Consider the following 23,968-nt stretch of genomic DNA (forward strand, 5'->3'; position numbering starts at 1 on the left):
GCAATGAAGACGACAGCATCCTCCGAAGTCACCATGGGCCTGATGCTCATGCTTCTCTCGGTGCTGTTCTCGCCGCTGATCGATATCTTCGCCAAGCTGGCCATCGCCACCGTGCCCTCGGCCGAGATCACCGCGGCGCGCTTCGCCGTCCAGGCGATCTGCATGCTGCCCGTCGTCATCTGGCGCAAGAACCTCGCCGATCTCTCGTGGAGGCAGACCTTCTATCACGCGATCCGCGGGATCATCATGACCATCTCGATGATCTCCTTCGTCGCCACGCTGAAATACATGTCGGTCGCCGATGCCATCGCCATCTTCTTCGTCGAGCCGATCATCCTGACGATCCTCAGCAGCATATTCCTCGGCGAAGCCATCGGCTGGCGGCGCTACACGGCCTGCGGCGTCGGCTTCTTCGGGGCGATCCTGATCATCCAGCCGAGCTTCCAGGAAGTCGGCTTCGTGGCCCTGCTCCCCGTCGTCAGCGCCGTCTGCATCGCCATTTCGGCGATGATGAACCGGGCGCTGGCGCAGCGCGAGGACCCCTGGGTCATGCAGTTCCAGATGGGCCTCTGGGGCCTCTTCTTCTGCTGCATCATTCTCTATATCGGCGAAAGCAGCGGCTCGGATGTGTTCGATCCGGTCATGCCCTCGGCGCTCGCCTTCTTCTATCTCGCCGGCGTCGGCGTCATGGCGGCGATCGCCGGCATTCTCGGCGTCTATGCCTATCGCGCCGCCCCCGCCTCGACGCTGGCGCCGCTGCAATATTTCGAGATCGTCTCGGCAACGATCTTTGCCTGGCTGGTCTTCGGCGATTTCCCGGATGCGCTGAAATGGCTCGGCATCCTGATCATCATCGCTTCCGGCCTCTACATCATCTGGCGCGAGCGGCGCTTTGCATCCAAGCCCGTATCCGATACATCTGAGGCAACACGGGCGCCGTAAAACCGCCCGCGGGAGGAACATGACGGCCACCAGCAAAAAGCCGCCGCTTGATGGCATCAGGGTGATCGAGCTCGCCCGCGTGCTCGCCGGTCCCTGGGCCGGGCAGATGCTGGCCGATCTCGGCGCCGATGTCATCAAGGTCGAAAATCCCGAAGGCGGTGACGATACCCGCCACTGGGGGCCGCCCTTCGTCGAGGGCGCCGACGGCGAAAACCTCTCGGCCGCCTATTACCACTCGACAAACCGCAACAAGCGCTCGATCACCGCCGACCTGAAGACCGAAGAGGGACAGGCGCTGGTGTGCCGTCTTGCGGCAACGGCCGACGTGCTGATCGAGAATTTCAAGCTCGGCGGCCTCGTCAAATACGGGCTGGATTACGAGAGCCTGCGCAAGGTCAATCCGAAGCTGGTCTATTGCTCGATCACCGGCTTCGGTCAGACCGGCCCCTATGCCAATCTCGCCGGCTACGATTACATCGTCCAGGGCATGTCCGGCTTCATGTCGATCACCGGCGAACCCGAGGGCCAGCCGATGAAGGCGGGCGTGGCGATCGCCGATATCTTCACCGGCATCTATGCCGTCTCGGCGATCGAGGCAGCGCTGATCCACGCGCTGAAGACAGGCGAAGGCCAGCTCGTCGATATGGCGCTGCTCGATGTCCAGTCCGCCGTGCTCGCCAACCAAAACATGAACTATCTCGTCGGCGGCCAGGCGCCGGTGCGGCTCGGCAATGCCCATCCGAACATCTCGCCCTATGAGGTGATCCCGGCTGCCGATGGCTATCTCATTCTCGCCGTCGGCAATGACGGCCAGTTCCGCCGTCTCTGCGCCATCCTCGGCCTCGAGGGGATCGGCGAGGACGAGCGATTCGCCACCAACAAGGCCCGCGTCGCCAATCGCGACGAAGTCCGCCGCCTCGTCTCCGGCAAGACGCTGAACTGGCCGAAGGCCGATCTTCTGCGAGCCTGCGAAGAAAACGCAGTGCCAGCCGGCGCCATCAATACGATCGAGGAAATGTTTGCCGATCCGCAGGTGATCGCCCGCGGGCTGCGCATCGATCTTGCCGACGCTGCCGGGACGATGATCCCCGGTGTCAGAACCCCTGTGGTTCTGTCGGAAACACCGCTACGTTACGAAAAACCGAGCCCGCGCCTCGGCGAGCACCAGGAGGAGGTGCTGGCCGAACTCGAAGCGCTGGAGCGGTCAATAAAAGGGAGGACAACGGCATCATGAAAAAATCGGGTGGAGAACTGATCGTCGAAGCGTTGAAGGCCAATGGGGTGACCCGCCTCTCCTGCGTTCCCGGCGAGAGCTTCCTCGCCGTTCTCGATGCCCTTCACGACAGCGATATCGAGGTCGTCGTCTGCCGCCAGGAAGGTGGCGCGGCGATGATGGCCGATTGCTGGGGGCGGCTGACCGGCGAGCCCGGCATCTGCATGGTCACCCGCGGCCCCGGCGCCACCAATGCCTCGGCGGGCCTGCACATCGCCCGCCAGGATTCGATCCCGATGATCCTGTTCATCGGCCAGGTGCAGCGCGATGCCCGCGAGCGCGAAGCCTTCCAGGAGGTCGAATTCCGCCGGGCGCTCACCGAATATGCCAAATGGGTCGGCGAGATCGACGATGCCGCCCGCATCCCGGAATTCGTCACCCGCGCCTTTGCGATCGCCACCTCCGGCCGCCCCGGCCCCGTCGTCCTGTCACTGCCCGAGGACATGCTGCGCGATGAGGTGGAGGCGCCCCGTGCGCGGGCCTATTCGCGCGTCGCCGCCTATCCCGGCCGCCGCCAGATCGACGATTTCTACATGCGGCTCCTGAAGGCCGAGCGTCCCTTGGTGATCCTCGGCGGTACCCGCTGGGATGCCGATGCCGTCGCCGATTTCCGCGCCTTCGCCGAGCGTTTCAAGCTGCCGGTCGGCTGCTCCTTCCGCCGCCAGATGCTGTTCGACCACCTCCATCCTTCCTATGCTGGCGATGTCGGCATCGGCATCAACCCTGCGCTCGCCAAGGAAATCAGGGAAAGCGATCTGCTGATCCTGCTCGGCAGCCGCATGTCGGAAATGCCGTCATCGGGCTATACGCTGATCGACATCCCCTACCCGGCGCAGCAGCTCGTCCACATCTATCCCGATCCCTCCGAGCTCGGCCGCATCTACCGGCCGGATCTGGCAATCGCCGCCTCGCCGCAGGATTTCGTCGATGCGCTTGCCGATCTTGAAGCCCCCGCCGAACCGCGCTGGGCTGAACGCACCGAGCGCATGCACCAGAGCTATCTCGCATGGTCGAAGCCGCCGCAGACTGGCCCCGGCAATGTCCATATGGGCCCGATCATGGACTGGATCGAAGGCAATACCCGCGCCGATACGATCTTCACCAACGGCGCCGGAAACTACGCCACCTGGCTGCATCGCTTCCACCGCTTCCGCCAGTTCAATACGCAGGCTGCCCCGACATCCGGCTCGATGGGCTACGGCCTGCCGGCCGCCGTTGCCGCCAAGACGCTGTTTCCCGAGCGCGAGGTCATCTGCTTTGCTGGTGATGGCTGCTTCATGATGCACGGCCAGGAGTTCGCCACCGCCGTCCGTTACAATCTGCCGATCATCGTGCTGGTCATCAACAACGGCATCTACGGCACGATCCGCATGCATCAGGAGCGCGAATATCCCGGCCGCGTCAGCGGCACCGATCTCACCAACCCCGATTTCGCAGCCCTTGCCCGCGCCTATGGCGGCCATGGCGAGACGGTGGAGACCACAGCCGATTTCGTCCCCGCCTTTGAACGGGCCCGTGCCAGCGGCAAGCCGGCGATTATCGAGATCAAGCTCGATCCGGAAGCCATCACACCGGCGCGGACGCTGACGCAGATCCGGACGAAGAGCTGAGAACCCGCCAAACAAAAAAGCCGGTGGGCGAACCCACCGGCTTCGGATTTCGGAAACAACCGAAATATCAGTCGATCGCCGCGGTGACGATGAACTCGACCTTGTACTTCGGAGCGGCCAGCTTGGCTTCGCTGGTGGCGCGCGCCGGAGTGTTGGCCGGGTCGACCCAGGCTTCCCAGGCAGCGTTCATTTCGGCGAAATCGGCAATGTCGGAGAGGTAGATCAGCGTCTGCAGGATCTTCGACTTGTTCGAGCCGGAAGCTGCCAGCAGGCGGTCGACTTCGGCAAGAGCAGCCTTGCACTGATCGGTGACGGTCTCACCTTCGGCAACCTGGCCGGCGAGATAGACGGTGTTGCCGTGGACGACGGCGCCGCTCATGCGGGGACCGGGGCCGATGCGCTTGATGCTCATGGTTTTCTCCTGAGTTTCTTATGGAATGAAAGGCGCGGAAGCTGGCCGCGCCGGGATATCAGCCGCGAAGGTGATGGCTCTTCTGATAGGTCGCCGTCGAGCGAGCGCCGGAACGGCAATAGCCGAGCATCGGACGCGGGAATTCGTCGAGCGCATCGACCATGCCGGCAACCGCTTCCTCGGTCACGCCCATCGGGCCGACAGGAACGTGAGCGATGTCGAGGCCAAGCTCCTTGGCGCGCGCTTCGATCACCGAGAACGGCGTCTGGTCCGGGCTTTCGCCATCGGGACGGTGGCAGACGATCGACTTGAAGCCGAGCGCCTTGATCTGATCGAGATCCTCGACCGAGATCTGGCCGGAAACCGAATATTCGTCGTCGATCGGGCGGATGTCCATCGCGAATGCCTCCTGAAAATGAACGGCAGAAGCTCTACGATGCGCAACCGCGAGCGTCAACAACTCGCTCATAGAAAGGCGAAGGTCAGCCCATAGCTGCGGCTCTCGCCCGGCTTCAGCATGTTGAACTCGCCTGCCGCTTCCAGCTCGCCGCGCGAGACCCAGCGATGCGTGACCGGCTCGATACCGAGAATATGGGCAGGCTCCTTCTGGTTCCGCCAGACCTGCAGGTAAGGCAGCGTATCGGCGCGCATGCGAACCCTGAGCGTGCGGCCATGGACCGCCTTCATCGGCCCGAGCCGCACCTCGGCATAGCCGCTGTCCGTCGCCGGCGCCTCGACGCAGAAGATGCCGCCGAGTTCCTCGCCGAAGGTCCAGGGAAAACCGCCGCCCTCAAGCATCTTGCCCTCAAGCCGCGTCCCCTCGTCGAACCATTTGCCGCCGACATTCATATGATACATCAGGAAGGTCGGCACCGTCTGGTCACTGGTATTGACGACCTTGTCCTCCAGCGAAACCTCGCCGGTCGCGCCATCGATCTTCCAGAGCCGCTCGATGCGCTGAGGAAGTCCCTCGACGGTGACAAGATCGATATCGGCGCGGCACTCGGCATTGCCGTTCTCGAACTTGGTCCACAACACCGTCGCCTTGTGGCCGGAAACCGAGCCGTGCAGCGGATAGATCGCTCCATCGGTTCGACCGGGGATTGGCTCGCGGTGGCGGATGTGATCAGGGCCGCAGGTAAACAGGAAGCCTTCGAGCGAATGATCGATGCGCGGATCGCCATCATCGGGGATCGCCCGCTTCGGCGAAATATCGACGCCATCGACGACGCAGGCGCCGATATCCATGACCGACGTTTCATCCAGCATCAGGCGCGGCCCTTTGGCGGCAGCAAATTCGATCATGGCAATCCTCCCCTGTATCAAAACAGCCGTAGGGTTAGGGGTGGCGCAAGCTTTCGTCAATCACGCTGCGCGCAATTGCCCACAACCGGCAATCAACTCGGAACCGTCGAGGCAAACCAAACGTTTAGCCTCACGCAAGTGATCACGGATATTTTCATAATTTGTTCAGTACGAATTCATAAATTCCACACTAGCGTCAAAATTCGCGGGTGTGTGTCGGCCCAGTCACTGGTTGAGGTGTGAGACGTGAATCGCATTTTGAAATATGGCCTGTCGCTCGCCGCCGTCGTTCTGGCCGTCACTGCTGTGATGCCGGAAGCGCAAGCGCAGCAATGGGGTGGCCGCGGCCAGCGCGACGTCGTCATGGTCACGCCGGACGGCCAGATCGTCGATTACATCCCGCCGGGCGCCGACGTCTATTATTCCCGTGACCGCAGCGGCAACCGCGTTCTTGTCGACAGCTACGGCCGGATCGTCGCCACCGAAATGCGCTCGCGCGGCTATTACCCGGCAGCGCCCTCGCGCGATCCCTATAACAACGACCCCTATAATGCCGAGAACGGCGAGCACAGCCGTTACGGCAGCACCCGCTACATCGAGCGCGGCGCCGTGACCGGCTCGATCCCGCGCGACGCGAGCATCGACCGCCAGCCGCTCGACCAGCCCTATCCCGATCAGCAGAGCGGCGACTACGCTTCGATCGATCCCGATCAGCAGGCGCCGCAGGTTGAGCAGCCGCGCACTCCCGAAGAGCCTACGATTACCCTGAAGGGCAAGTCGAAGCCGGAGATCGTCGCGCTGCAGGTCTTCCTCGACCGCGCCGGCATATCTCCTGGCGTCATCGACGGCCACATGGGCTCGAACGTCACCAAGGCGATCTACGCCTATAACCAGATGACCGGCGAAAATCTCGATCCGAACAATACGGACGCGATCCTCGAGCAGCTGCGCCTTTCCGGCGGCCTTCCCGTCGTCAGCTACACGATCACCCCCTCGGATGCCGCCGGCCCCTACGTCGCGGAAATTCCCGAGGACTACGCCCACAAGGCGCTGCTTCCGTCCCTCGCCTACACCTCCACCACCGAGGCGCTGGCCGAACGCTTCCACATGGACGAAGGCTTCCTGAAGGAAATGAACCCCGGCGTGGATTTCACCGTTCCCGGCACGATCATCAAGGTCGTCAATCCCGGCGACCCGAAGACCGGCACGGTGGCCAAGATCCTCGCCGACAAGGCCAAGAAGCAGGTCTTCGCCTATGACGATGCCGGCAATCTCATCGCCGCCTACCCGGCCTCGATCGGCTCCGCCGACACACCCTCGCCCTCGGGCACGGTGACGGTCGATCGCGTCGCCTTGAACCCCGGCTATACCTACAATCCGAAGATCAACTTCCAGCAGGGCGCCAACGACAAGGTGCTCAACATCCCGCCAGGCCCGAACGGCCCGGTCGGCACGGTCTGGATCGCGCTCTCCAAGCCGACCTACGGCATTCACGGCACGCCGGAACCCTCGAAGATCGGCCGTACCCAGAGCCACGGCTGTATTCGCCTAACCAACTGGGATGCCACCGAGCTCGCCAAGATGGTCAAGCCCGGCGTCACCGTCGAATTCGTCGACTGATCATTTTTCGATTGCACAAATAAAAAGCCGCCGGTCTCCCGGCGGCTTTTTGTTTTGACGTTTTGCCGATCAGGCAGCGTCGCGCATCAGCAGGCCAGAGAGGCGAGCCGCGATCGGCAGCTTCACCGGCAGCTTGCGCATCATTTCCTCGGCGAAACAGAGAGCGTTCTCGCGCGCCTTGTCGAGATTGGAAACGCGGGTCGGGTCCATAGTCGCGAGCGTGCCGCCGACATCGAAGATATCGCGGAAGGCCGAACGTTCGATGATCGCCGTATCGAGAACCGGGACATGGCGCTCGTTGAGCAGCGCCTTGACGAGCTGCAGCGCGCGGGTGGTGACCATCGAGTTGACGCGGGTGAGAACGACCGAATGGCCGATCTTGATGCCTGCCTTCTCATCCAGATACTGCAGCAGTTCCAGAACCTGCGCGCCGCCGCGGGCATCCATGGCACAGCCCTGGATCGGGATCAGCACGTGATCGGAAAGGCCGACAGCGGTGGCCAGCAGCGGATTGCGCGCGCCCGGCAGGTCGATGATGAAGTAATCGGTATTCGCCTTGTTCTCGCTGATATGCTGCGGCAGCGATGCGGAGGTGACGAAATCGATGACGGAAACGTTGTAGACGTTGCCGGAAATCTCATGCCAGCGCGAAATCCAGTGCTGCGGATCGGCGTCGAGAATGGTGACGCGATATCCCTTGCGCGCAAGCTCGGTTGCCAGCAGCAGCACGGCCGTGGTCTTGCCGGCGCCGCCCTTGGTATTTGCAAAAGTAATGACTGGCATATCAGGTCCTCGAATGGAAAAGCCGCGAGCCGGTATCGCTCTCTTACGCACTTTTCGATTCATCGTGCGGTTAATGCATCCTTTCCAATCGTGGTTAACAAAACCTAAACAGACAGCCCGAAATTGCAGCCTGCATTTCTCACATCCCCAGAATTCAGGATGTCTGCGGACAAAAAAAGCCCGGAAAGCCTGAGCTTTCCGGGCCAGCTGGTTGGTCCGCCTTATAAGCCTTCCGTTCAGATCCTGCCGCACGCTCCGACATCGGCAGGCCGCACGCGGCCCGCCTTCAGGTCGGCAAGCTGAGGAATCGACGGGTCGTGCCCGCCGATCGTCGCTTCATAGACCGCGCGGTTCATCTTGATCATCCGCCCGCTCGTGGTGAAGCTCACCATGCCGTTGCCGCCGGAATAGGCGGAGCTCGCCCTCAGGCGGCAGAAGAACTTGCTGCCACCCTTGGAAACGACCCAGCCGAGAGCGCCGGATTTCCCCTGCCCCATCGGGCCGACGGCATAACCCTGCTTGCCCAGTGCGGAGAAAGATTCGGCATGAGCGGCCGGCGCCCCGAGGACCGCCAGCACAACGCCCAGAACTGCATATCGAAACGAACGGCTCATCTGATCCCCTTAGAAGCAATCCCTGAACAGCGCCTTGGTGTTTTCGAGCGTCATCGCAACCGGGTTGCCACCGGCACTCGGGTCTTCGATCGCCATGGCCGAGAGTTCGTCGATCCGGTCGGGCGCGATTCCCATCGCCGAGAGGCTTTCCGGCACGCCGAGCTCGGAGCGCAGCTTCAGGACATAATCGTAGAAGCCATCGAAGCCGCCGGAAATGCCGAGGTAGGCCGCCGCACGGGCGATCTTCTCCTCGATCGCAGCGCGGTTGAAGCGCAGCACGGCCGGCATGACGACGGCATTGGTCATGCCGTGATGGGTGTTGTAGACGGCACCGATCGGGTGCGACAGCGCGTGAATGGCGCCGAGACCCTTCTGGAACGCGACAGCGCCCATGGCAGCTGCCGACATCATGTTGGCGCGGGCTTCCAGATCCGTGCCTTCCTTATAGGCGCGCGGCAGGAATTCCTTGACGAGGCGCATGCCTTCAAGCGCGATGCCCGCAGACATCGGATGATAGAAGGGCGAGGAATAGGCTTCCAGGCAATGTGCGAAGGCATCCATGCCGGTACCGGCGGTGATGATCTTCGGCATGCCGACCGTCAGTTCCGGATCGGAAATGACGACGCCGGGCAGGAACTTCGGATGGAAGATGATCTTCTTCACATGCGTCGCCGAATTGGTGATGACGCTGGCGCGGCCGACTTCCGAGCCGGTGCCCGCCGTCGTCGGCACGGCAACGATCGGCGCAATGCCTTCGATGCTCGCGCGCGTCCACCAGTCGCCGATATCCTCGAAATCCCAGACCGGGCGCGTCTGGCCGGCCATGAAGGCGACGCACTTGCCGAGGTCGAGGCCCGAACCGCCGCCGAAGGCGACGACGCCGTCATGACCGCCGTCCTTGAAGGCCTTGACGCCAGCTTCAAGGTTCTTCTCGTTCGGGTTCGGATCGACATCGGCGAAAATCGCCCGGCCGAGACCGGCATCTTCGAGAATGTCGAGCGCGTTCTTGGTGATCGCCATCGAGGCGAGGCCCCGATCGGTGACCAGCAGCGGCTTCTTCATGCCGAGGCTCTTGCAGGCGTCGGCGAGCTCCTTGATGCGGCCGCGGCCGAGCTTGACCGCTGTCGGGTAGCTCCAGTTGGCTGTGATGTTGCTGCTCATGCTGTGACTTTCTTCAGGTGATAGGATTTCGGACGCGTCAGGTTCTGGAAGCCGATGATCGACAGCGAGCCGCCGCGGCCGGTTTCCTTGACGCCGGTCCAGCAAAGCGCCGGATCCAGATAGTCGGCGCGGTTCATGAACACCGTTCCGGTTTCGATTTCGCGGCCGAGGCGCCCTGCCCGTTCGGCATCCCTGGTCCAGAGCGAGGCGGTCAGGCCGTACTGGCTGTCATTCATCAGCGCCAGCGCTTCCTCATCGGACTTGACCTTCATGATGCCGACGGCCGGACCGAAGGTTTCTTCGCGCATGAACTCCATCGAATGATCGACGTTGACGAGGATCTGCGGAGCGAGATAGGCGCCGCCATCGTCCTGCGGAAAGAGCTTCGGATCGACCAGCGCCTTGGCGCCCTTGGAAACAGCATCGGCGATCTGCTCGCGCACCACCTTGGCGAAGCGCTTGTTCGCCATCGGGCCGAGAGAGGTCTCGGGATCGAGCGGATTGCCGAGCTTGTAGTTCGACACCCAGGCGACCGACTTCTCGACGAAGGAGTCATAGAGCGATTCATGCACATAGATGCGCTCGATACCGCAGCAGCACTGACCGGAATTATAGGTCGCGCCATCCATCAGCGTATCGACGGCAGCGTCGAGATCGGCATCTTCCATGACATAGCCCGGATCCTTGCCGCCCAGCTCGAGGCCGAGACCGGTGAAGGTGCCGGCTGCCGCCCGCTCCATCGAGCGGCCGCCTTCGACCGAACCGGTGAAGTTGACGAAGTTGAAGCTGCCGGCCGCGATCAGCGCCGAAGTCGTCTGGTGATCGAGGAAAACGTTCTGGAAGACATCTTCGGGAACGCCGGCCTCGACGAAGGCCTGCACCAGCCGCTCACCTACCAGCAGCGTCTGCGACGCATGCTTCAGCACCACGGTATTGCCGGCCATCAGCGCCGGAGCGATCGTGTTGATCGCCGTCATGTACGGGTAGTTCCACGGCGCGACGACGAAGACGACGCCATGCGCTTCACGCTCGATACGGCGCTCGAACTTGTCGCTCTCCTCGACGACGAGCGGCGCCAGCGCTTCCGCCGCGATCGACGCGACATAGTTGGAGCGCTCGTTGAAGCCCTTGTACTCGCCGCCATAACGGATCGGACGGCCCATCTGCCAGGCGATCTCGGGAACGACGACATCGGACATCTCGTTGAGACGCGCGACACCCTTCAGCACCAGCTGAACGCGATCTTCGAGCGGACGCTTGGCCCAGGTCTTCTGCGCCTTGCGGGCACGAGCAACGGCTTCCTTCGCCGCCTCCAGTGAGAGCGCCGGGCGCTCCGCGTAAACCGATCCGTCGACCGGCGATATGCATTGGATTACAGTCATCAGTTATACTCCAGACTTAACAGGCCAGCGTGCGGACATGCCCCGCAGCGCCGTAGGAAAGAATTGCGCGGTCGCGCGTGATGATCGTCAGGTCGTTCTCCCGCGCGGTCGCAATCAGGATGCGATCTGCGGGATCGTTGTGAACGGGCCGCGGCAAAAAGGACGACACGACAAGCGCCTGCAGGGAAACATCGGCAGTCTGCGCACCAATCATATCGACAGCATCTTGAAACCAGGACATAGCATCTTTCGTTGTTGGCAGACGGCCTTTGCTGATCAATATACCGATCTCCCACGCCGACATTGATGAAACGAACAGGCTACGCTTTTCACATCCACGACTAAGTGCAACGTTCGCATCTCTGCTTAGTGGCGTTCCCTCGACAAGCCAAAGAACTGCACAAGTATCGAGCAGAAAGCGGTCAGTCATCGTCGTAGACTTTACCCCAATCAGGATCGGCAGGCGCGGTCAGATCAACCCCCGGCATGATGGTCAGCGTCCCCTTCATGCATCCCCACGCGGGGTGCACTTCCAGCAGCGTCCCATCGTCCAGTTCCATCCAGCGCTTGCCATCCTTGTAGATGACATCGTCCTCCGTAAACATCTTCACCGGCGGCTCATCCAGCTCCGCCGGATTGGCGCCGCCGCTTTCATAGCCCGCCTGCTTCTTCTCGGCGAACCCGGCGAGGTCACCTCGCCGATGCGCCGCAACTTCACCCAAGGGAACGCCGATATAATCGGCGATCTGATCCTGCTCCTCCGCGCTCATCTTTCGCTCGCCGCTCAGCATGCGCGACACCGCACTCGGATCAAGCCCCATGAAACGGGCCATATCGCGAAGCGAGGAGCCTCGCTCCGAGAGCTTCTCATAGAACCATGCGCTGTCGATCACACCCATGTCTATCTCCTCTGGAAACGCTGGATCACATTAGCACAATGCGACCAACGCAACAATCAGAGCGAGTGTTGCGATTATCTCAAGCTCTCTCGAACCCTCGCGCCACCTCCCAGTCCGTGATGCGGCGGTCGTATTCCTCCTGCTCCCATTCGGCAGCACGGGTGTAGTGGTCGATGACGTCGTCGCCGAAGGCGTTGCGCAGCATCTTCGACTTGGTCATCGCCGTGGTTGCCGAGCGCAGCGTCCGCGGGATCTCGCGCACCTTGCGTGCGCCATAGGCATCTCCCACGAAGGGCGCTTCGAGTTCAAGCTTGTTCTCGATGCCGTCGATGCCTGCGGCAATCAGCGCCGCGAAGGCGAGATAGGGATTGAGATCGGAGCCGCCGACGCGGCATTCGATGCGGATCGCCTTGGTGCCGTCGCCGCAGAGGCGGTAGCCGGCGGTGCGATTGTCCTTGCTCCAGATCGCCTTGGTCGGCGCGAACGTGCCGGCCATGAAGCGCTTGTAGGAGTTGATGTAAGGCGCGAGGAAATAGGTGATCTCGCTCGCGTGGGCGAGCAGGCCGGCGACATACTGCTCCATCAGCTTCGACATGCCGTACTTGCCCTTCTCGTCGAAGAACAGCGGCTTGCCGTCGAGGCTCCAGAGCGACTGGTGAATATGCGACGAGCTGCCGGCAGCGTTGTAATGCCATTTGGCGAGGAAGGTGATGGCCTTGCCCTTCGACCAGGCGATTTCCTTGCAGCCGTTCTTGATGATCGTATGGCGGTCGGCCATCGTCAGGGCCTCGGCATAGCGGACGTTGATCTCTTCCTGACCGGCAGAAGCCTCGCCCTTCGAGTTTTCGACCGGGATTTCGGCGCCCTGCAGACCGGTGCGGATCGCCCGCATCACTTCCTCTTCCTTGGTCGTCTGGAAGATGTGGTAGTCCTCGTTATAGGCGCTGGCGAGCTTCAGGTTGCGATAGCCGGAGGCATGAGCGGATTCATAGGTCTGGTCGAACAGGAAGAATTCGAGCTCCGAAGCCATGAACGGCTTCATGCCCATCGCCTCCAGGCGCTTGACCTGCTTCTTCAGGATGGCGCGCGGCGAATGCGGCACTTCCTCATGCGTATGGTGATCGAGCAGATCGCAGAGAACGAGCGCCGTGCCCTCGAGCCAGGGAATGCGGCGCAGCGTCGAAAGGTCCGGCTTCATCGTATAGTCGCCGTAGCCCTTTTCCCAGCTCGTCGCCTTGTAGCCAGAGACCGTCTCCATCTCCATGTCGGTCGCCACGAGATAGTTGCAGCTATGCGTTTCCTTCCAGGCGCTGTCGAGGAAATATTCGGCCTGGAAGCGCTTGCCCATCAGGCGGCCCTGCATGTCGATCTGGCACGCCAGAACCGTATCGATGCGGCCCTCGGCCACGTCCTTCTTGAGATCGTCGAGAGTATAGCTGGTCGTCATCTTTTACCCGCCTGCTTCTTTTGAAATTGAGAATTCGGAACAACGAAAGGGCATGCAGCGGCAGGCGATGCCTGCCCGATGCTTTTTCGTTGAACCGGGGATGGGGCCGCGTGCGCCGCGGCCCCGCCATTCCAGAGGGAAGCCTCTGGCCTTAGTGCTGGCCGACAGCCTTTTCGGCAGCGGCGATCTCCGCCTGACGGCGTGCCACTTCGTCGCCGATCGGCGGGCCCTTGAAGCGGCGCTTCTCGAAGCCGAACCAGACGATGCCGGTCAGAACGAGGAAGCCGACCGTCACGTAGAGAGCCGGACCATTCGGCGGCTGAACGCCGAGGATGAAGATCAGGATCATGGCGAGAACGGTGAGAACCGCAAAGAGCTTGAAGACGCCTTCGCCGAGGTTCCACGGACCCATCTTGTCCCACTTCGACGTACCCCAAGCGAAGAGACCGAGCGTGATCGGGATCGCGAAGGAGAAGAACAGGAAGATGACCGTGCAAGAGACGACGATGGTGTAGACAGGCGTGTCGCCGATCGAAACCAGCGACGAGCCCCAGACGAACAGCACCGAGAGGATCGAACCCGTCCAGATCGCGGCAACCGGCGTGCGGTATTTCGGACTGACCTTGGCAAGCGCCTTGGAAGCCGGAAGGCCGCCGTCACGCGAGAAGGCGAAGATCATGCGCGAAACGGACGTCACCGTCGCAAGGCCGCACAGCCACTGGCTGACGAGGATTGCGAAATAGAGGATGTCCTTGACGACAGGATTGACCTGCGCGTCCATCGCCCAGAAGAACACGTTCCAGCCCTGCTTTGCAGCATCGTCCATGTTCGGCAGCATGAGGACGAAGGAGCACAGCATGATGTAGCCGAACAGCGCCGACCACAGGACCGACGAAACCATGCCGCGCGGAACCGAGTGAGCCGCCTTGACGGTTTCTTCCGACGTATGGGCCGAAGCGTCATAGCCGGTGATCGTGTAGATCGGCAGCAGCAGACCAAGCAGGAACACCCAGGCGCCCGATGTCGCCGGCCAGACGTTGCCGCCCGCTTCGCCGGAATAGTTGGCGAAGGTGAAGAGGCGGCCGATCTCGTAGGACGGCGCGGCAAACAGGCAAACGGCCGAAAGCACGATGGCCGTTGCGAAGATCAGGTAGCCCGAGAAGTCCGTGAGCTTGGCGGTGAGGCCGATGCCCATGTGGTTCACGAGCGCCTGTGCGCCGGTGATGACGATGAGGAAGACGATGCGAACCGCAGTCGTATCCGTCAGGCCGAAATAGCTCGTGCCGAAGGAACCCATGAAGAAGTAATAGGTGCCGACGTTGATGGCGCCGAGAACGGTGACCAGACCGAGCAGGTTGAACCATGCGGTCAGCCAGCCGGTGAAGCGGTTGCCGAGGATCGAACCCCAGTGATAGAGGCCGCCGGCCGTCGGATAGGCAGAGCTGATCTGCGCCATCGCCACGGCGAAGACGAGCGATACGAAGCAGCCGATCGGCCAGCCGATGCCGATTGCCGCGCCGCCAGCACCTGCCGTGGCCTGTGCCAGCGAGTTGATGCCGCCGGAGAGAATGCAAATAATCGAGAATGACACTGCGAAGTTCGAGAACGAGCTCATCCGCCGTTCAAGTTCCTGGGCATAGCCCATGGAATGCAGGACGCTCATATCCTGCTTTTTATCCAGATCGGTATAGTCAGACATGACTTCCCCCTGTTAGCGATCGGCCGCGGGATTGCGGTCGATCCTGTGCCAAATTGTCCGTGGCATTTGCCATCGGACGTCCGCAGCTAAGCTGCTCCCTGGGGCCGTTTTCTTTTTATAGTCAGCCTTCCAGACACTGCTGGAGAAGCCCTGTGAGATAGTCGGCCATGACCCCTTGACCGGCATCGTCATTGATAAGGTCGTTGCGGACCTCGATCATTACATTACGGAACCCGTTGGAAACCCCGTGCAGGATGAGCGTATGCGTCACGCCGTCTGCAGGGCCGTAGGGTTCATTGCGTTCTGTCTTGTAGAGCGGCGCATCGGCCGCAGCCGTCAGCATCTTGTCCGCGAGGCGGCTGTCGGCATCGTGCAGGATACCGAGCTCGACTGCACGCGGCTTGCCGTTGAAGACAGGCGTAAAGCTGTGGATTGTGACAATCACGCTCTCCTGCCCCCTCGCCTTGCGTTCCGCAATCAGCTCGCGCACGGCATTGTGAAAGGGAATGTACAGCGCTTCGGTGCGCGCCTGCCGCTGTTCGGAAGTGAGTCCCTGGTTGCCGGGAATGGCGTAGATTTCGCTCTTCTCCGGCATTGCGCCCGGCGCTTCCGGCGGCCGGTTGCAGTCGTAGATCAGACGGGAAAAACGCTGGTAGACGAGCGTCGCATCCAGCGCCGCGGAAATCCCGCGCGCCACCGCCAGAGCGCCCGGATCCCAGGCGATGTGGCTTTCCAGTGCGCCCTTTGAAAGGCCGAGATCGCCGAAGGCTTCCGGCAGGGTCCGCGACGCGTGTTCGCAGATGACGAGCACCGGGCTCTTGCCGCCGCGCCGCTCGATGCCGGCGCAACTTCCTTCTGCTTCGCTTAGGACCTTGAACTCGTTGAGCACGTGGGCTGCGCCTCGCCAGATGGCTTTATAAAAAATTAATAAGAAAAGAATTCTTCAGCTTTTCCACACTGTCAAGCGCGCTCTGAAAATTTCTTTTCATGACAATGGTTGACATGGATTGTGACAGCGTTGTTAACTTTGAGTGGGAAAGTGGCACCTGACGCAAAGGGAAAGCGTCGGGATCAAAACAAGCCATTCCCGGGGAGCAAGATCGAGTGAACGCCGCGTCGAAGACGGTCTCGGACGTAATCCATTCGCATTTCGACGTGCTGACGCGCGCCGAGAAGCAATTGGCCGAAAGTCTGCTGGACAACTACCCGGTCTCAGGACTGGGCAGTATCACGACCATTGCCGAAAATGCCGGCGTTTCCACGCCCACGGTCGTGCGCATGGTCCAGAAGCTCGGCTTCAAGGGATACCCGGATTTCCAGGCGCATCTGCATCAGGAAGTCGAGGCGACGATCTCCAATCCGATCGCCAAGCACGACCGCTGGGCCTCGAATGCGCCGGGCACCCACATTCTCAATCGCTTCGCCGATGCCATCATCGGCAATCTGCGCCAGACGCTCGGCGATCTCGACACCGCGACCTTCGATAGCGTCGCCTCGCTGCTGTCGGACCGCAAGCGCGGCCTCTATTTCGTCGGCGGCCGCATCACCGGCGCACTCGCCGAGTATTTCTTTACTCATATGCAGGTCATCCGGCCGAACACCGCCCTGCTCTCCTCCAATTCATCGAGCTGGCCGCAATACGTTCTCAATATGAACGCCGGCGACCTGCTGATCATCTTCGACATCCGCCGCTACGAGCAGGAGATGGTGAGCCTGGCACAGGCAGCGCGCAAGCGCGGCGCCGAGATCATCGTCTTCACCGACCAGTGGGGATCGCCCGCCGCCAAGCTCGCCAGGCACGCCTTCCGCGTCCAGATCGAGGCGCCGTCGGCCTGGGATTCATCCGTCGTCACTCTCTTCATTGTCGAGGCGCTGATCGAAGCGGTCCAGAGCTCGACATGGGACGAAACGAAGGAGCGCATGAAAACGCTGGAGGGCCTGTTCGAACAGACCAGGCTCTTCCGCAAACTTGGGTAAGAGGGAAAGGGGCAAGATTAAATAAAATCAATGAAGGCGCAGACAAAATAGAGCGGCGTGTCGCAAACGGAACAGCACCGGCAACCGCCTGCAATCAAAAGAAAAATTAACGTCACGCGACTGTCATACAAGCTTCATGCAAGGTCAGTAACAGCTTCGCCAGACCACTGAAAACCGAAGGAGAACAACAGTGATCTCTAACATTTCTCGACTGCTTTCGCTTTCTACTGCGATCGTCGTTGCTTCGACTGCAATTGCTGCAGCTGAGCCGAGCGCCGACCTGATCGCTGCCGCCAAGAAGGAAGGCACGCTGACGACCATCGCTCTGCCGCACAACTGGTGCGGTTACGGCGACGTCATCGCAGGCTTCAAGGCCAAGTACGGCATCGAAGTCAACGAACTGAACCCGGATGCAGGTTCGGGCGACGAAATCGAAGCAATCAAGGCCAACAAGGGCAACACCGGCCCGCAGGCTCCTGACGTCATCGACGTCGGTCTCTCCTTCGGCCCGTCGGCCAAGGCTGAAGGCCTGATCCAGCCGTACAAGGTCTCGACCTGGGATTCCATTCCGGACTCCGCAAAGGACGCTGACGGCTACTGGTACGGCGATTACTACGGCGTTCTCTCGTTCGTCGTAAACACCGACATCGTCAAGAACGTCCCGAAGGATTGGGCCGACCTGAAGAAGCCGGAATACGCCAACTCGATCTCGCTCGCTGGTGACCCGCGCGCTTCGAACCAGGCTGTCCAGGCCGTCTACGCTGCTGGCCTCGCTGCCGGCGAAAAGGACGCAACGAAGGCTGGTGAAGCAGGTCTTTCCTACTTCGCAGAGCTCAACAAGGCCGGCAACCTCGTTCCGGTTATCGGCAAGTCCGCTTCGCTCGCTCAGGGCTCCACCCCGATCGTCGTCGCCTGGGACTACAACGGTCTCTCCTGGCGCGACAGCCTGAACGGCAACCCGCCGGTTGAAGTCGTCGTTCCGACCTCGGGCGTTGTTGCTGGCGTTTACGTCCAGGCGATCTCCGCTTTCGCTCCGCACCCGAACGCTGCGAAGCTCTGGATGGAATACCTCTATTCGGACGAAGGTCAGCTCGGCTGGCTGAAGGGCTATTGCCACCCGATCCGCTTCAACGACCTCGCCCAGAAGGGCAAGGTTCCGAAGGAACTGCTCGACAAGCTGCCGCCGGCTGAAGGCTATGCAAAGGCCGTCTTCCCGACGCTCGACGAGCAGGACAAGGGCAAGGCTGCTATCACCGGCAAGTGGGATAGCGTCGTCGGCGCCAACGTTCAGTAATATCTGCTGCCATGCCTCCCCGCCCACGGCGGGGAGGTTCTTTTTCCCCTCGACGTCCCCGGATGAGCATCCATGAGCACCGTGACTGCGCCTGCGGCAAGCAGTGCCCCATTCATCAACCGCGATCGCGTGGTGGATTGGCTCGGCATCGCCCCATTCATCATCTTCGCCCTGCTGTTTCTGATCATCCCGACGCTCTATCTGGTCATCGGCGCGTTCTTCACGCCGGACGGTCAATTCACGCTGAAGAACATCGCCGATCTCTTCACGCCATCCATCCTGAGCGCATACTGGATCAGTATCCGCGTCTCGGTTGCCTCGGCTCTCGGCGGTGCGCTCATCGGCTTCTTCCTCGCCTGGGCCGTGGTGCTCGGCGGCCTGCCCGCGTCGGTGCGCGGCACGCTGCTGACCTTCTCGGGCGTCGCCTCCAATTTCGCCGGTATCCCGCTCGCCTTCTCGTTCCTGGCGACGCTCGGCCGCACCGGCCTCGTCACCATTTTCCTGCGTGACTGGTTCGGCTTCAATCTCTACGGCACCGGCTTCAACCTGCTGTCCTTCTTCGGCCTCACCATCACCTACATGTATTTCCAGATCCCGCTGATGGTGCTGATTCTGACGCCTGCCCTCGACGGCATGAAGAAGGAATGGCGCGAGGCTGCCGAAATCCTCGGCGCCAGCAACCGCCAGTACTGGACGATGGTCGCACTGCCGATCCTCTGGCCGAGCCTGCTCGGCACGACGCTGCTGCTCTTCGCGAACGCCTTCGGCGCCATCGCGACGGCTTACGCGCTGACCGGCTCGTCGCTGAACATCGTGCCGATCCTGCTCTATGCTCAGATCCGCGGCGACGTTCTGCACAATGCCAACCTCGGCTACGCGATCGCGCTCGGCATGATCGTCATCACCGGCGTATCGAACGTCCTTTACCTCATGCTGCGCATGCGCGCTGAACGGTGGCAGAAATGAAGGGACAACGTATCGGCGCCTGGATCGCGATCATCATCGGCGCGACCTATTTCATCGTCCCGCTTCTCGGCACGCTCGAATTCTCGCTGCGCATGCGCCGCGACGGCTACAGCTTCGATGCCTACAAGTCGGTCTTCTCCGACGCGCAGTTCCAGCAGACCTTCGGCTATTCGATGCTGATGGCTCTGATGACCATCATCTTCGGCATGCTGCTCGTCGTGCCGACCGCCTATTGGGTGCGCCTGCGCCTGCCGCAGATGCGTCAGGTCGTCGAGTTCATCACGCTGCTGCCGCTGGTCATTCCGGCGATCGTCATCGTCTTCGGCTATCTGCGCATGTATAACTCGTCGTCGATCCTGCCGATGACGGGCTCGACCATGGGCACTAACGTGCTCTTGGTCTTCTCCTACATCACCCTGTCGCTGCCCTACATGTATCGCTCGGTCGATACCGCGATGCGCGCCATCGACGTGCGGACCCTGACGGAAGCCGCCGAAAGCCTCGGCGCCAAGTGGCCGACGATCATGTTCAAGTGCATCTTCCCGAACGTCATGAGCGGCGTCCTCTCCGGCGCCTTCATCACGCTCGCGATCGTCATGGGCGAGTTCACCTTCGCAGCCCTGCTCAACCGGCCGGCCTTCGGCCCGTATCTGCAGCTCGTCGGTGCCAACAAGGCCTATGAACCCTCGGCACTCGCCGTGATCGCCTTCTCCATCACCTGGCTCAGCATGGGCTTGCTCAATCTCGTCTCCCGCTTTGGCAAGGCCCGTCCGGCCAAGGCTTAAGGTATCCGTCTCATGTCATTTCTCACGCTGACCAACATTCAGAAGTCCTTCGGCCAGGTCCAGGTCGTCAAGAACTTCAACATGAATATCGAGAAGGGAGAATTCGTCTCCTTCCTCGGTCCATCCGGCTGTGGCAAGACCACGATCCTGCGCATGATCGCCGGCTTCGAAACGCCGACCGGCGGCGCGCTGACGATCAATGGCAAGGACCAGACCTCGCTGAAGCCGAACCAGCGCAATATCGGCATGGTCTTCCAGGCCTACGCGCTGTTCCCGAACATGACGGTGCACGACAACGTCGCCTTCGGCATGAAGGTCGCCGGCAAGCCGAAGGCCGAGATCGACGCCCGCGTGAAGGAAATGCTGGCGCTGATCCATCTCGGCCACCTCGCTGACCGCTTCCCCTACCAGATGTCCGGCGGCCAGCAGCAGCGCGTGGCGCTCGCCCGCGCGCTTGCCGTCAAGCCGCAGGTCCTGCTGCTCGACGAGCCGCTCTCTGCTCTCGACGCCAAGATCCGCGTATCGCTGCGCGAGGAAATCCGGGCGATCCAGCGCCAGCTCGGCATCACCACGATCTTCGTCACCCATGACCAGGAAGAAGCGCTGTCGATCTCCGATCGCATCGTCGTCATGAACTCGGGCAAGGCCGACCAGATCGGCACGCCCTTCGAAATCTACAACACGCCGGCCACCCGCTTCGTCGCCTCCTTCGTCGGCACGCTGAACCTGATCGAAGCCAAGGTCGTCGACCCCGCCGCCAACCGCATCCAGATCGGCGATCAGGGCGTCACGCTGAAGCAGTCGGTCCAGACCTACAAGGCCGGCGACACCGTGCAGCTGGCGCTGCGCCCGGAAGCCGGTTCGCTGGCCGAAGGCGTCAAGAGCGATACGGCGCTGACCGGCCAGGTCGTCTCTGCCCACTTCCTGGGCTCGGTCATCCGCACCCGCATGAATGTCGGCGGCAACGTCATTTCCTTCGACATGTTCAACAACCCGGGCGTCGCCCCGCCACAGGCTGGCGAAACGGTAACGCTGCGCTTCATGGCGGCGGATCTGCTGGTGATCCGGGATTGAGAACAGACTTGGGGAACGGACCAAGGCAGAAGCTGCGGCCGGGAGCCCCCTCACCCTAACCCTCTCCCCGCTGGGGAGAGGGGAAATCGACGCTGCGGCACGCTTCCCTTCTCCCCCGGGGAGAAGGTGCCCGAAGGTTTCAGGTGCAACTCGTTGCACCGGAGATGAGGGGCCACGCGCCGCAGCAGTCGCGACCAAGGCCGATAAACACCCCCACTGCCCTTGAAATACCCGCCCCGATGGCGCAAGGACCGACATATTACCGGTCCATAAAGAAGCGCAGCATCATGTCCCCCACCACGGCATCGCCGGCAACTCCGCGCCGCCTCACCTCCCAGGATTTCCGCACTCTCGGCCTCTCGGCCCTCGGCGGCGCGCTGGAATTCTACGATTTCATCATCTTCGTCTTCTTCGCGACCGTCATCGGCGGCCTGTTCTTTCCGCCCGACATGCCCGACTGGCTGAAGCTGATCCAGACCTTCGGCATCTTCGCCGCCGGCTATCTGGTGCGCCCGATCGGTGGCATCGTGCTGGCCCATTTCGGCGACAAGTTCGGCCGCAAGCGGGTCTTCGCCTTCTCGATCCTGCTGATGGCGCTTTCGACGCTCGGCATGGCCGCGATGCCGACCTATGCCTCGATCGGCATTGCCGCGCCGGTTCTGCTGATCCTGATGCGCATCCTGCAGGGTGCGGCGATCGGCGGCGAGGTGCCGGGCGCCTGGACATTCGTTGCCGAACACGTCCCCTTCCGCCGCGTCGGCTTCGCCTGCGGCTTCCTCTGCTCCGGCCTGACGCTCGGCATCCTGCTCGGCTCGTTCATCGCGACGATCATCAATTCGGTCTTCACGCCTGAGGATGTCGCCGCCTATGCCTGGCGCATCCCCTTCTTCCTCGGCGGCATCTTCGGCCTCGTCGCCGTCTATCTGCGCCGCTGGCTGCAGGAAACGCCGATCTTCGCCGAGATGAAGGAAAGCCGGTCGCTGACCCACGAGCTGCCGCTGAAGGCGGTGCTGCGCGATTATCCGCGCGGCGTCATCATCTCGATGCTGCTCACCTGGATCCTGTCGGCCGGCATCGTCGTCACCACGCTGATGACTGCGACCTTCCTGCAGAAGCTCTACGGCTACACCGCCCAGCAGTCGCTCGCCGCCACCAGCTTCGGCACGCTGTTCCTGATCTTCGGCACGGCGGCGGCAGGCGCCATCATCGACCGCACCGGCTCGGGCAAATTCTTCGTCTTCTCCAGCATCTTCTTCGCCGCCGCGACCTTCGCCTTCTACACCTATTCGGCCGTCTCGCTGACGGTGCTCTTCGTGCTCTACGCGATCATGGGCCTTGCGGTCGGCATGGTCGGCGGCGTGCCCTATGTGATGGTCCGCGCCTTCCCGGCCCGCGTCCGCTTCACGGGCCTCTCCTTCTCCTACAACGTCTCCTACGCCATCTTCGGCGGCCTCACCCCGCTCGCCGTCGCCTCGCTTCTGCCGGTCAACCCGATGGCGCATGCCTACTATCTGCTGTTCATAGCAGCGCTGGCCTTCGTGCTCGGTCTCTACCTGATGGCGAAGGGCGACAGCGTCGAGGCGGAAGTCGGGATCGAGGAACTGACGGACCGGCTGGCGCAGAAGGCTTGATACGAGAAAGGGCGGCGTTGCCTTGGCAACGCCGCCCTTTATTTGTGAGTGCTGCGGGGCCGCTGGCTCCTGCCCCCAATCCCTACCTGATCGCCTGATCATTCCCGTCGAACCGGTGCATATGCGCCTTGTCAGGCGTCGCGAACACCACCTCATCAGGCTCATACTGATGTTCACCGAAGAGGCGCGCCGTCAGCAGGCCGCACTGGTCGGATTCCAGATAGACGATGGTGTCGGCGCCGAGATGCTCGACATGGACGATCTTCGCCTTCCAGGTGCCGCCGTCGCGCGACAGGGTCAGGTGTTCCGGGCGGATACCAACGGTCTTCGCCTGCCCGTCGCCGAGCTTGTCGGCGGCGATGAAGTTCATCATCGGCGAGCCGATGAAGCCGGCGACGAAGGTATTGGCCGGGCGGTTATAGAGCTCCATCGGCGAACCGACCTGCTCGATCGCCCCGGCATTGAGCACGACGATCTTGTCGGCGAGCGTCATCGCCTCGACCTGGTCGTGGGTGACGTAGATCATCGTTGCCTTCAGCTGGCGGTGCAGCTTGGCGATCTCCAGGCGGGTCTGGACGCGCAAGGCAGCATCGAGGTTCGACAGCGGCTCGTCGAACAGGAAGAGTTCCGGCTCGCGAACGATGGCGCGGCCGATCGCGACGCGCTGGCGCTGGCCGCCCGAAAGCTCGGCCGGACGGCGGGCGAGATAGGGCGCGAGCGACAGCATGTTCGAAGCGCCGGTGACGCGCTTCTCGATCTCGTCCTTCGGCGTACCGGCCTGCTTCAGGCCGAGGCCCATATTGTCCTTGACCGTCAGGTGCGGATAGAGCGCGTAGGACTGGAAGACCATGGCGATGCCGCGTTTGGCAGGCGGCGTCAGCGTTTCGTCGCGGCCGTTGATCATCACAGTGCCCGAGGTCACATCCTCGAGACCTGCGATGCTGCGCAGCAGGGTGGACTTGCCGCAGCCGGACGGGCCGACGAAGATGACGAATTCGCCGTCATTGACCTCGAGGTCGATGCCCTTCAGCACCTCATGAGTGCCGTAGGTCTTGCGGATGGATTTGAGTTGAAGCGATCCCAAAGTCGAATTC

The 23,968-nt window shown here is 62.0% G+C and carries 23 protein-coding genes; 10 read left to right on the forward strand and 13 right to left on the reverse strand.

Annotation, left to right across the window (positions count from 1 at the left end):
* Positions 1 to 3 precede the first annotated feature (3 nt).
* The 3 genes from ACEN84_RS21070 to ACEN84_RS21080 are packed head-to-tail and all read left to right on the forward strand — an operon-like array spanning position 4 to position 3,825.
* The gene (locus tag ACEN84_RS21070) at positions 4 to 942 is read left to right on the forward strand and encodes a DMT family transporter (protein WP_112715522.1); all 939 of its coding nucleotides are present in this window, start codon (positions 4 to 6) and stop codon (positions 940 to 942) included.
* 19 nt (positions 943 to 961) lie between these two features.
* A complete protein-coding gene (locus ACEN84_RS21075; RefSeq protein ID WP_413709798.1) occupies positions 962 to 2,176 on the forward strand; it encodes a CaiB/BaiF CoA transferase family protein in 1,215 nt (404 codons plus the stop codon).
* Entirely contained in the window at positions 2,173 to 3,825 is a 1,653-nt protein-coding gene (locus ACEN84_RS21080) for a thiamine pyrophosphate-binding protein (protein WP_413709799.1), read from the forward strand. The genes ACEN84_RS21075 and ACEN84_RS21080 overlap by 4 nt, the downstream gene beginning before the upstream one ends.
* 67 nt (positions 3,826 to 3,892) lie before the next feature.
* On the opposite strand, the gene ACEN84_RS21085 is transcribed toward ACEN84_RS21080, so the two are convergent.
* The 3 genes from ACEN84_RS21085 to ACEN84_RS21095 all read right to left on the reverse strand — a co-directional run bounded on the left by ACEN84_RS21085 (position 3,893) and on the right by ACEN84_RS21095 (position 5,542).
* On the reverse strand, positions 3,893 to 4,237 hold the full coding sequence (locus ACEN84_RS21085) for a RidA family protein (protein WP_203428528.1): 345 nt from the start codon (positions 4,235 to 4,237) through the stop codon (positions 3,893 to 3,895).
* A gap of 58 nt (positions 4,238 to 4,295) precedes the next feature.
* Positions 4,296 to 4,634, reverse strand: a complete 339-nt coding sequence (locus ACEN84_RS21090; RefSeq protein WP_112715530.1) for a TIGR01244 family sulfur transferase — start codon at positions 4,632 to 4,634, stop codon at positions 4,296 to 4,298.
* Between the two features lie 68 nt (positions 4,635 to 4,702).
* Positions 4,703 to 5,542, reverse strand: a complete 840-nt coding sequence (locus tag ACEN84_RS21095; RefSeq protein ID WP_413709800.1) for an aldose 1-epimerase family protein — start codon at positions 5,540 to 5,542, stop codon at positions 4,703 to 4,705.
* Between the two features lie 246 nt (positions 5,543 to 5,788).
* Here ACEN84_RS21095 and ACEN84_RS21100 point away from each other — a divergent pair, with 246 nt between their 5' ends.
* Complete coding sequence (locus ACEN84_RS21100; RefSeq protein WP_413709801.1) at positions 5,789 to 7,162, forward strand: L,D-transpeptidase; 1,374 nt, start codon at positions 5,789 to 5,791, stop codon at positions 7,160 to 7,162.
* A gap of 69 nt (positions 7,163 to 7,231) precedes the next feature.
* On the opposite strand, the gene ACEN84_RS21105 is transcribed toward ACEN84_RS21100, so the two are convergent.
* From ACEN84_RS21105 to ACEN84_RS21145, 9 genes are all read right to left on the reverse strand, one after another.
* Positions 7,232 to 7,945 (reverse strand): AAA family ATPase, encoded by a 714-nt coding sequence (locus ACEN84_RS21105; protein WP_112715536.1) that lies wholly within the window; start codon positions 7,943 to 7,945, stop codon positions 7,232 to 7,234.
* 236 nt (positions 7,946 to 8,181) lie between these two features.
* On the reverse strand, positions 8,182 to 8,559 hold the full coding sequence (locus ACEN84_RS21110; protein ID WP_413709802.1) for a hypothetical protein: 378 nt from the start codon (positions 8,557 to 8,559) through the stop codon (positions 8,182 to 8,184).
* 9 nt (positions 8,560 to 8,568) lie between these two features.
* Positions 8,569 to 9,720 (reverse strand): iron-containing alcohol dehydrogenase, encoded by a 1,152-nt coding sequence (locus tag ACEN84_RS21115; protein ID WP_413709803.1) that lies wholly within the window; start codon positions 9,718 to 9,720, stop codon positions 8,569 to 8,571.
* A complete protein-coding gene (locus ACEN84_RS21120; protein WP_413709804.1) occupies positions 9,717 to 11,102 on the reverse strand; it encodes an aldehyde dehydrogenase family protein in 1,386 nt (461 codons plus the stop codon). The genes ACEN84_RS21115 and ACEN84_RS21120 overlap by 4 nt, the downstream gene beginning before the upstream one ends.
* Before the next feature lie 16 nt (positions 11,103 to 11,118).
* A complete protein-coding gene (locus tag ACEN84_RS21125; RefSeq protein ID WP_413709805.1) occupies positions 11,119 to 11,532 on the reverse strand; it encodes a type II toxin-antitoxin system VapC family toxin in 414 nt (137 codons plus the stop codon).
* A complete protein-coding gene (locus ACEN84_RS21130) occupies positions 11,525 to 12,001 on the reverse strand; it encodes a helix-turn-helix domain-containing protein (RefSeq protein ID WP_413709806.1) in 477 nt (158 codons plus the stop codon). Before ACEN84_RS21130 ends, ACEN84_RS21125 begins: the two co-directional genes overlap by 8 nt.
* A 79-nt stretch (positions 12,002 to 12,080) precedes the next feature.
* Positions 12,081 to 13,448, reverse strand: coding sequence for a glutamine synthetase family protein (locus tag ACEN84_RS21135; protein WP_413709807.1), 1,368 nt, complete (start codon positions 13,446 to 13,448; stop codon positions 12,081 to 12,083).
* Positions 13,449 to 13,599: 151 nt separating this feature from the next.
* Positions 13,600 to 15,147 (reverse strand): amino acid permease, encoded by a 1,548-nt coding sequence (locus ACEN84_RS21140; protein ID WP_112715550.1) that lies wholly within the window; start codon positions 15,145 to 15,147, stop codon positions 13,600 to 13,602.
* A gap of 121 nt (positions 15,148 to 15,268) precedes the next feature.
* Entirely contained in the window at positions 15,269 to 16,036 is a 768-nt protein-coding gene (locus ACEN84_RS21145) for an N-formylglutamate amidohydrolase (RefSeq protein WP_413709808.1), read from the reverse strand.
* Positions 16,037 to 16,251: 215 nt separating this feature from the next.
* Here ACEN84_RS21145 and ACEN84_RS21150 point away from each other — a divergent pair, with 215 nt between their 5' ends.
* The 6 genes from ACEN84_RS21150 (at position 16,252) to ACEN84_RS21175 (ending at position 22,874) form a co-directional block, all read left to right on the forward strand.
* A complete protein-coding gene (locus ACEN84_RS21150) occupies positions 16,252 to 17,124 on the forward strand; it encodes a MurR/RpiR family transcriptional regulator (protein WP_025555491.1) in 873 nt (290 codons plus the stop codon).
* 190 nt (positions 17,125 to 17,314) lie between these two features.
* Positions 17,315 to 18,418, forward strand: coding sequence for an ABC transporter substrate-binding protein (locus ACEN84_RS21155; RefSeq protein ID WP_025555490.1), 1,104 nt, complete (start codon positions 17,315 to 17,317; stop codon positions 18,416 to 18,418).
* A 72-nt stretch (positions 18,419 to 18,490) separates the two neighbouring features.
* On the forward strand, positions 18,491 to 19,384 hold the full coding sequence (locus ACEN84_RS21160) for an ABC transporter permease (protein ID WP_112715554.1): 894 nt from the start codon (positions 18,491 to 18,493) through the stop codon (positions 19,382 to 19,384).
* Positions 19,381 to 20,169, forward strand: a complete 789-nt coding sequence (locus tag ACEN84_RS21165; RefSeq protein WP_112715556.1) for an ABC transporter permease — start codon at positions 19,381 to 19,383, stop codon at positions 20,167 to 20,169. The genes ACEN84_RS21160 and ACEN84_RS21165 overlap by 4 nt, the downstream gene beginning before the upstream one ends.
* Positions 20,170 to 20,181: 12 nt before the next feature.
* Complete coding sequence (locus ACEN84_RS21170) at positions 20,182 to 21,243, forward strand: ABC transporter ATP-binding protein (RefSeq protein ID WP_413709809.1); 1,062 nt, start codon at positions 20,182 to 20,184, stop codon at positions 21,241 to 21,243.
* Between the two features lie 287 nt (positions 21,244 to 21,530).
* Positions 21,531 to 22,874, forward strand: a complete 1,344-nt coding sequence (locus ACEN84_RS21175; RefSeq protein ID WP_413709810.1) for an MFS transporter — start codon at positions 21,531 to 21,533, stop codon at positions 22,872 to 22,874.
* 82 nt (positions 22,875 to 22,956) lie between these two features.
* Here ACEN84_RS21175 and ACEN84_RS21180 read toward each other — a convergent pair whose 3' ends face one another.
* On the reverse strand, positions 22,957 to 23,958 hold the full coding sequence (locus ACEN84_RS21180) for an ABC transporter ATP-binding protein (protein WP_413709811.1): 1,002 nt from the start codon (positions 23,956 to 23,958) through the stop codon (positions 22,957 to 22,959).
* Between the last annotated feature and the right edge of the window lie 10 nt (positions 23,959 to 23,968).

The organism is Rhizobium sp. Rhizsp82, assembly GCF_047325115.1.
Taxonomy (GTDB): domain Bacteria; phylum Pseudomonadota; class Alphaproteobacteria; order Rhizobiales; family Rhizobiaceae; genus Rhizobium.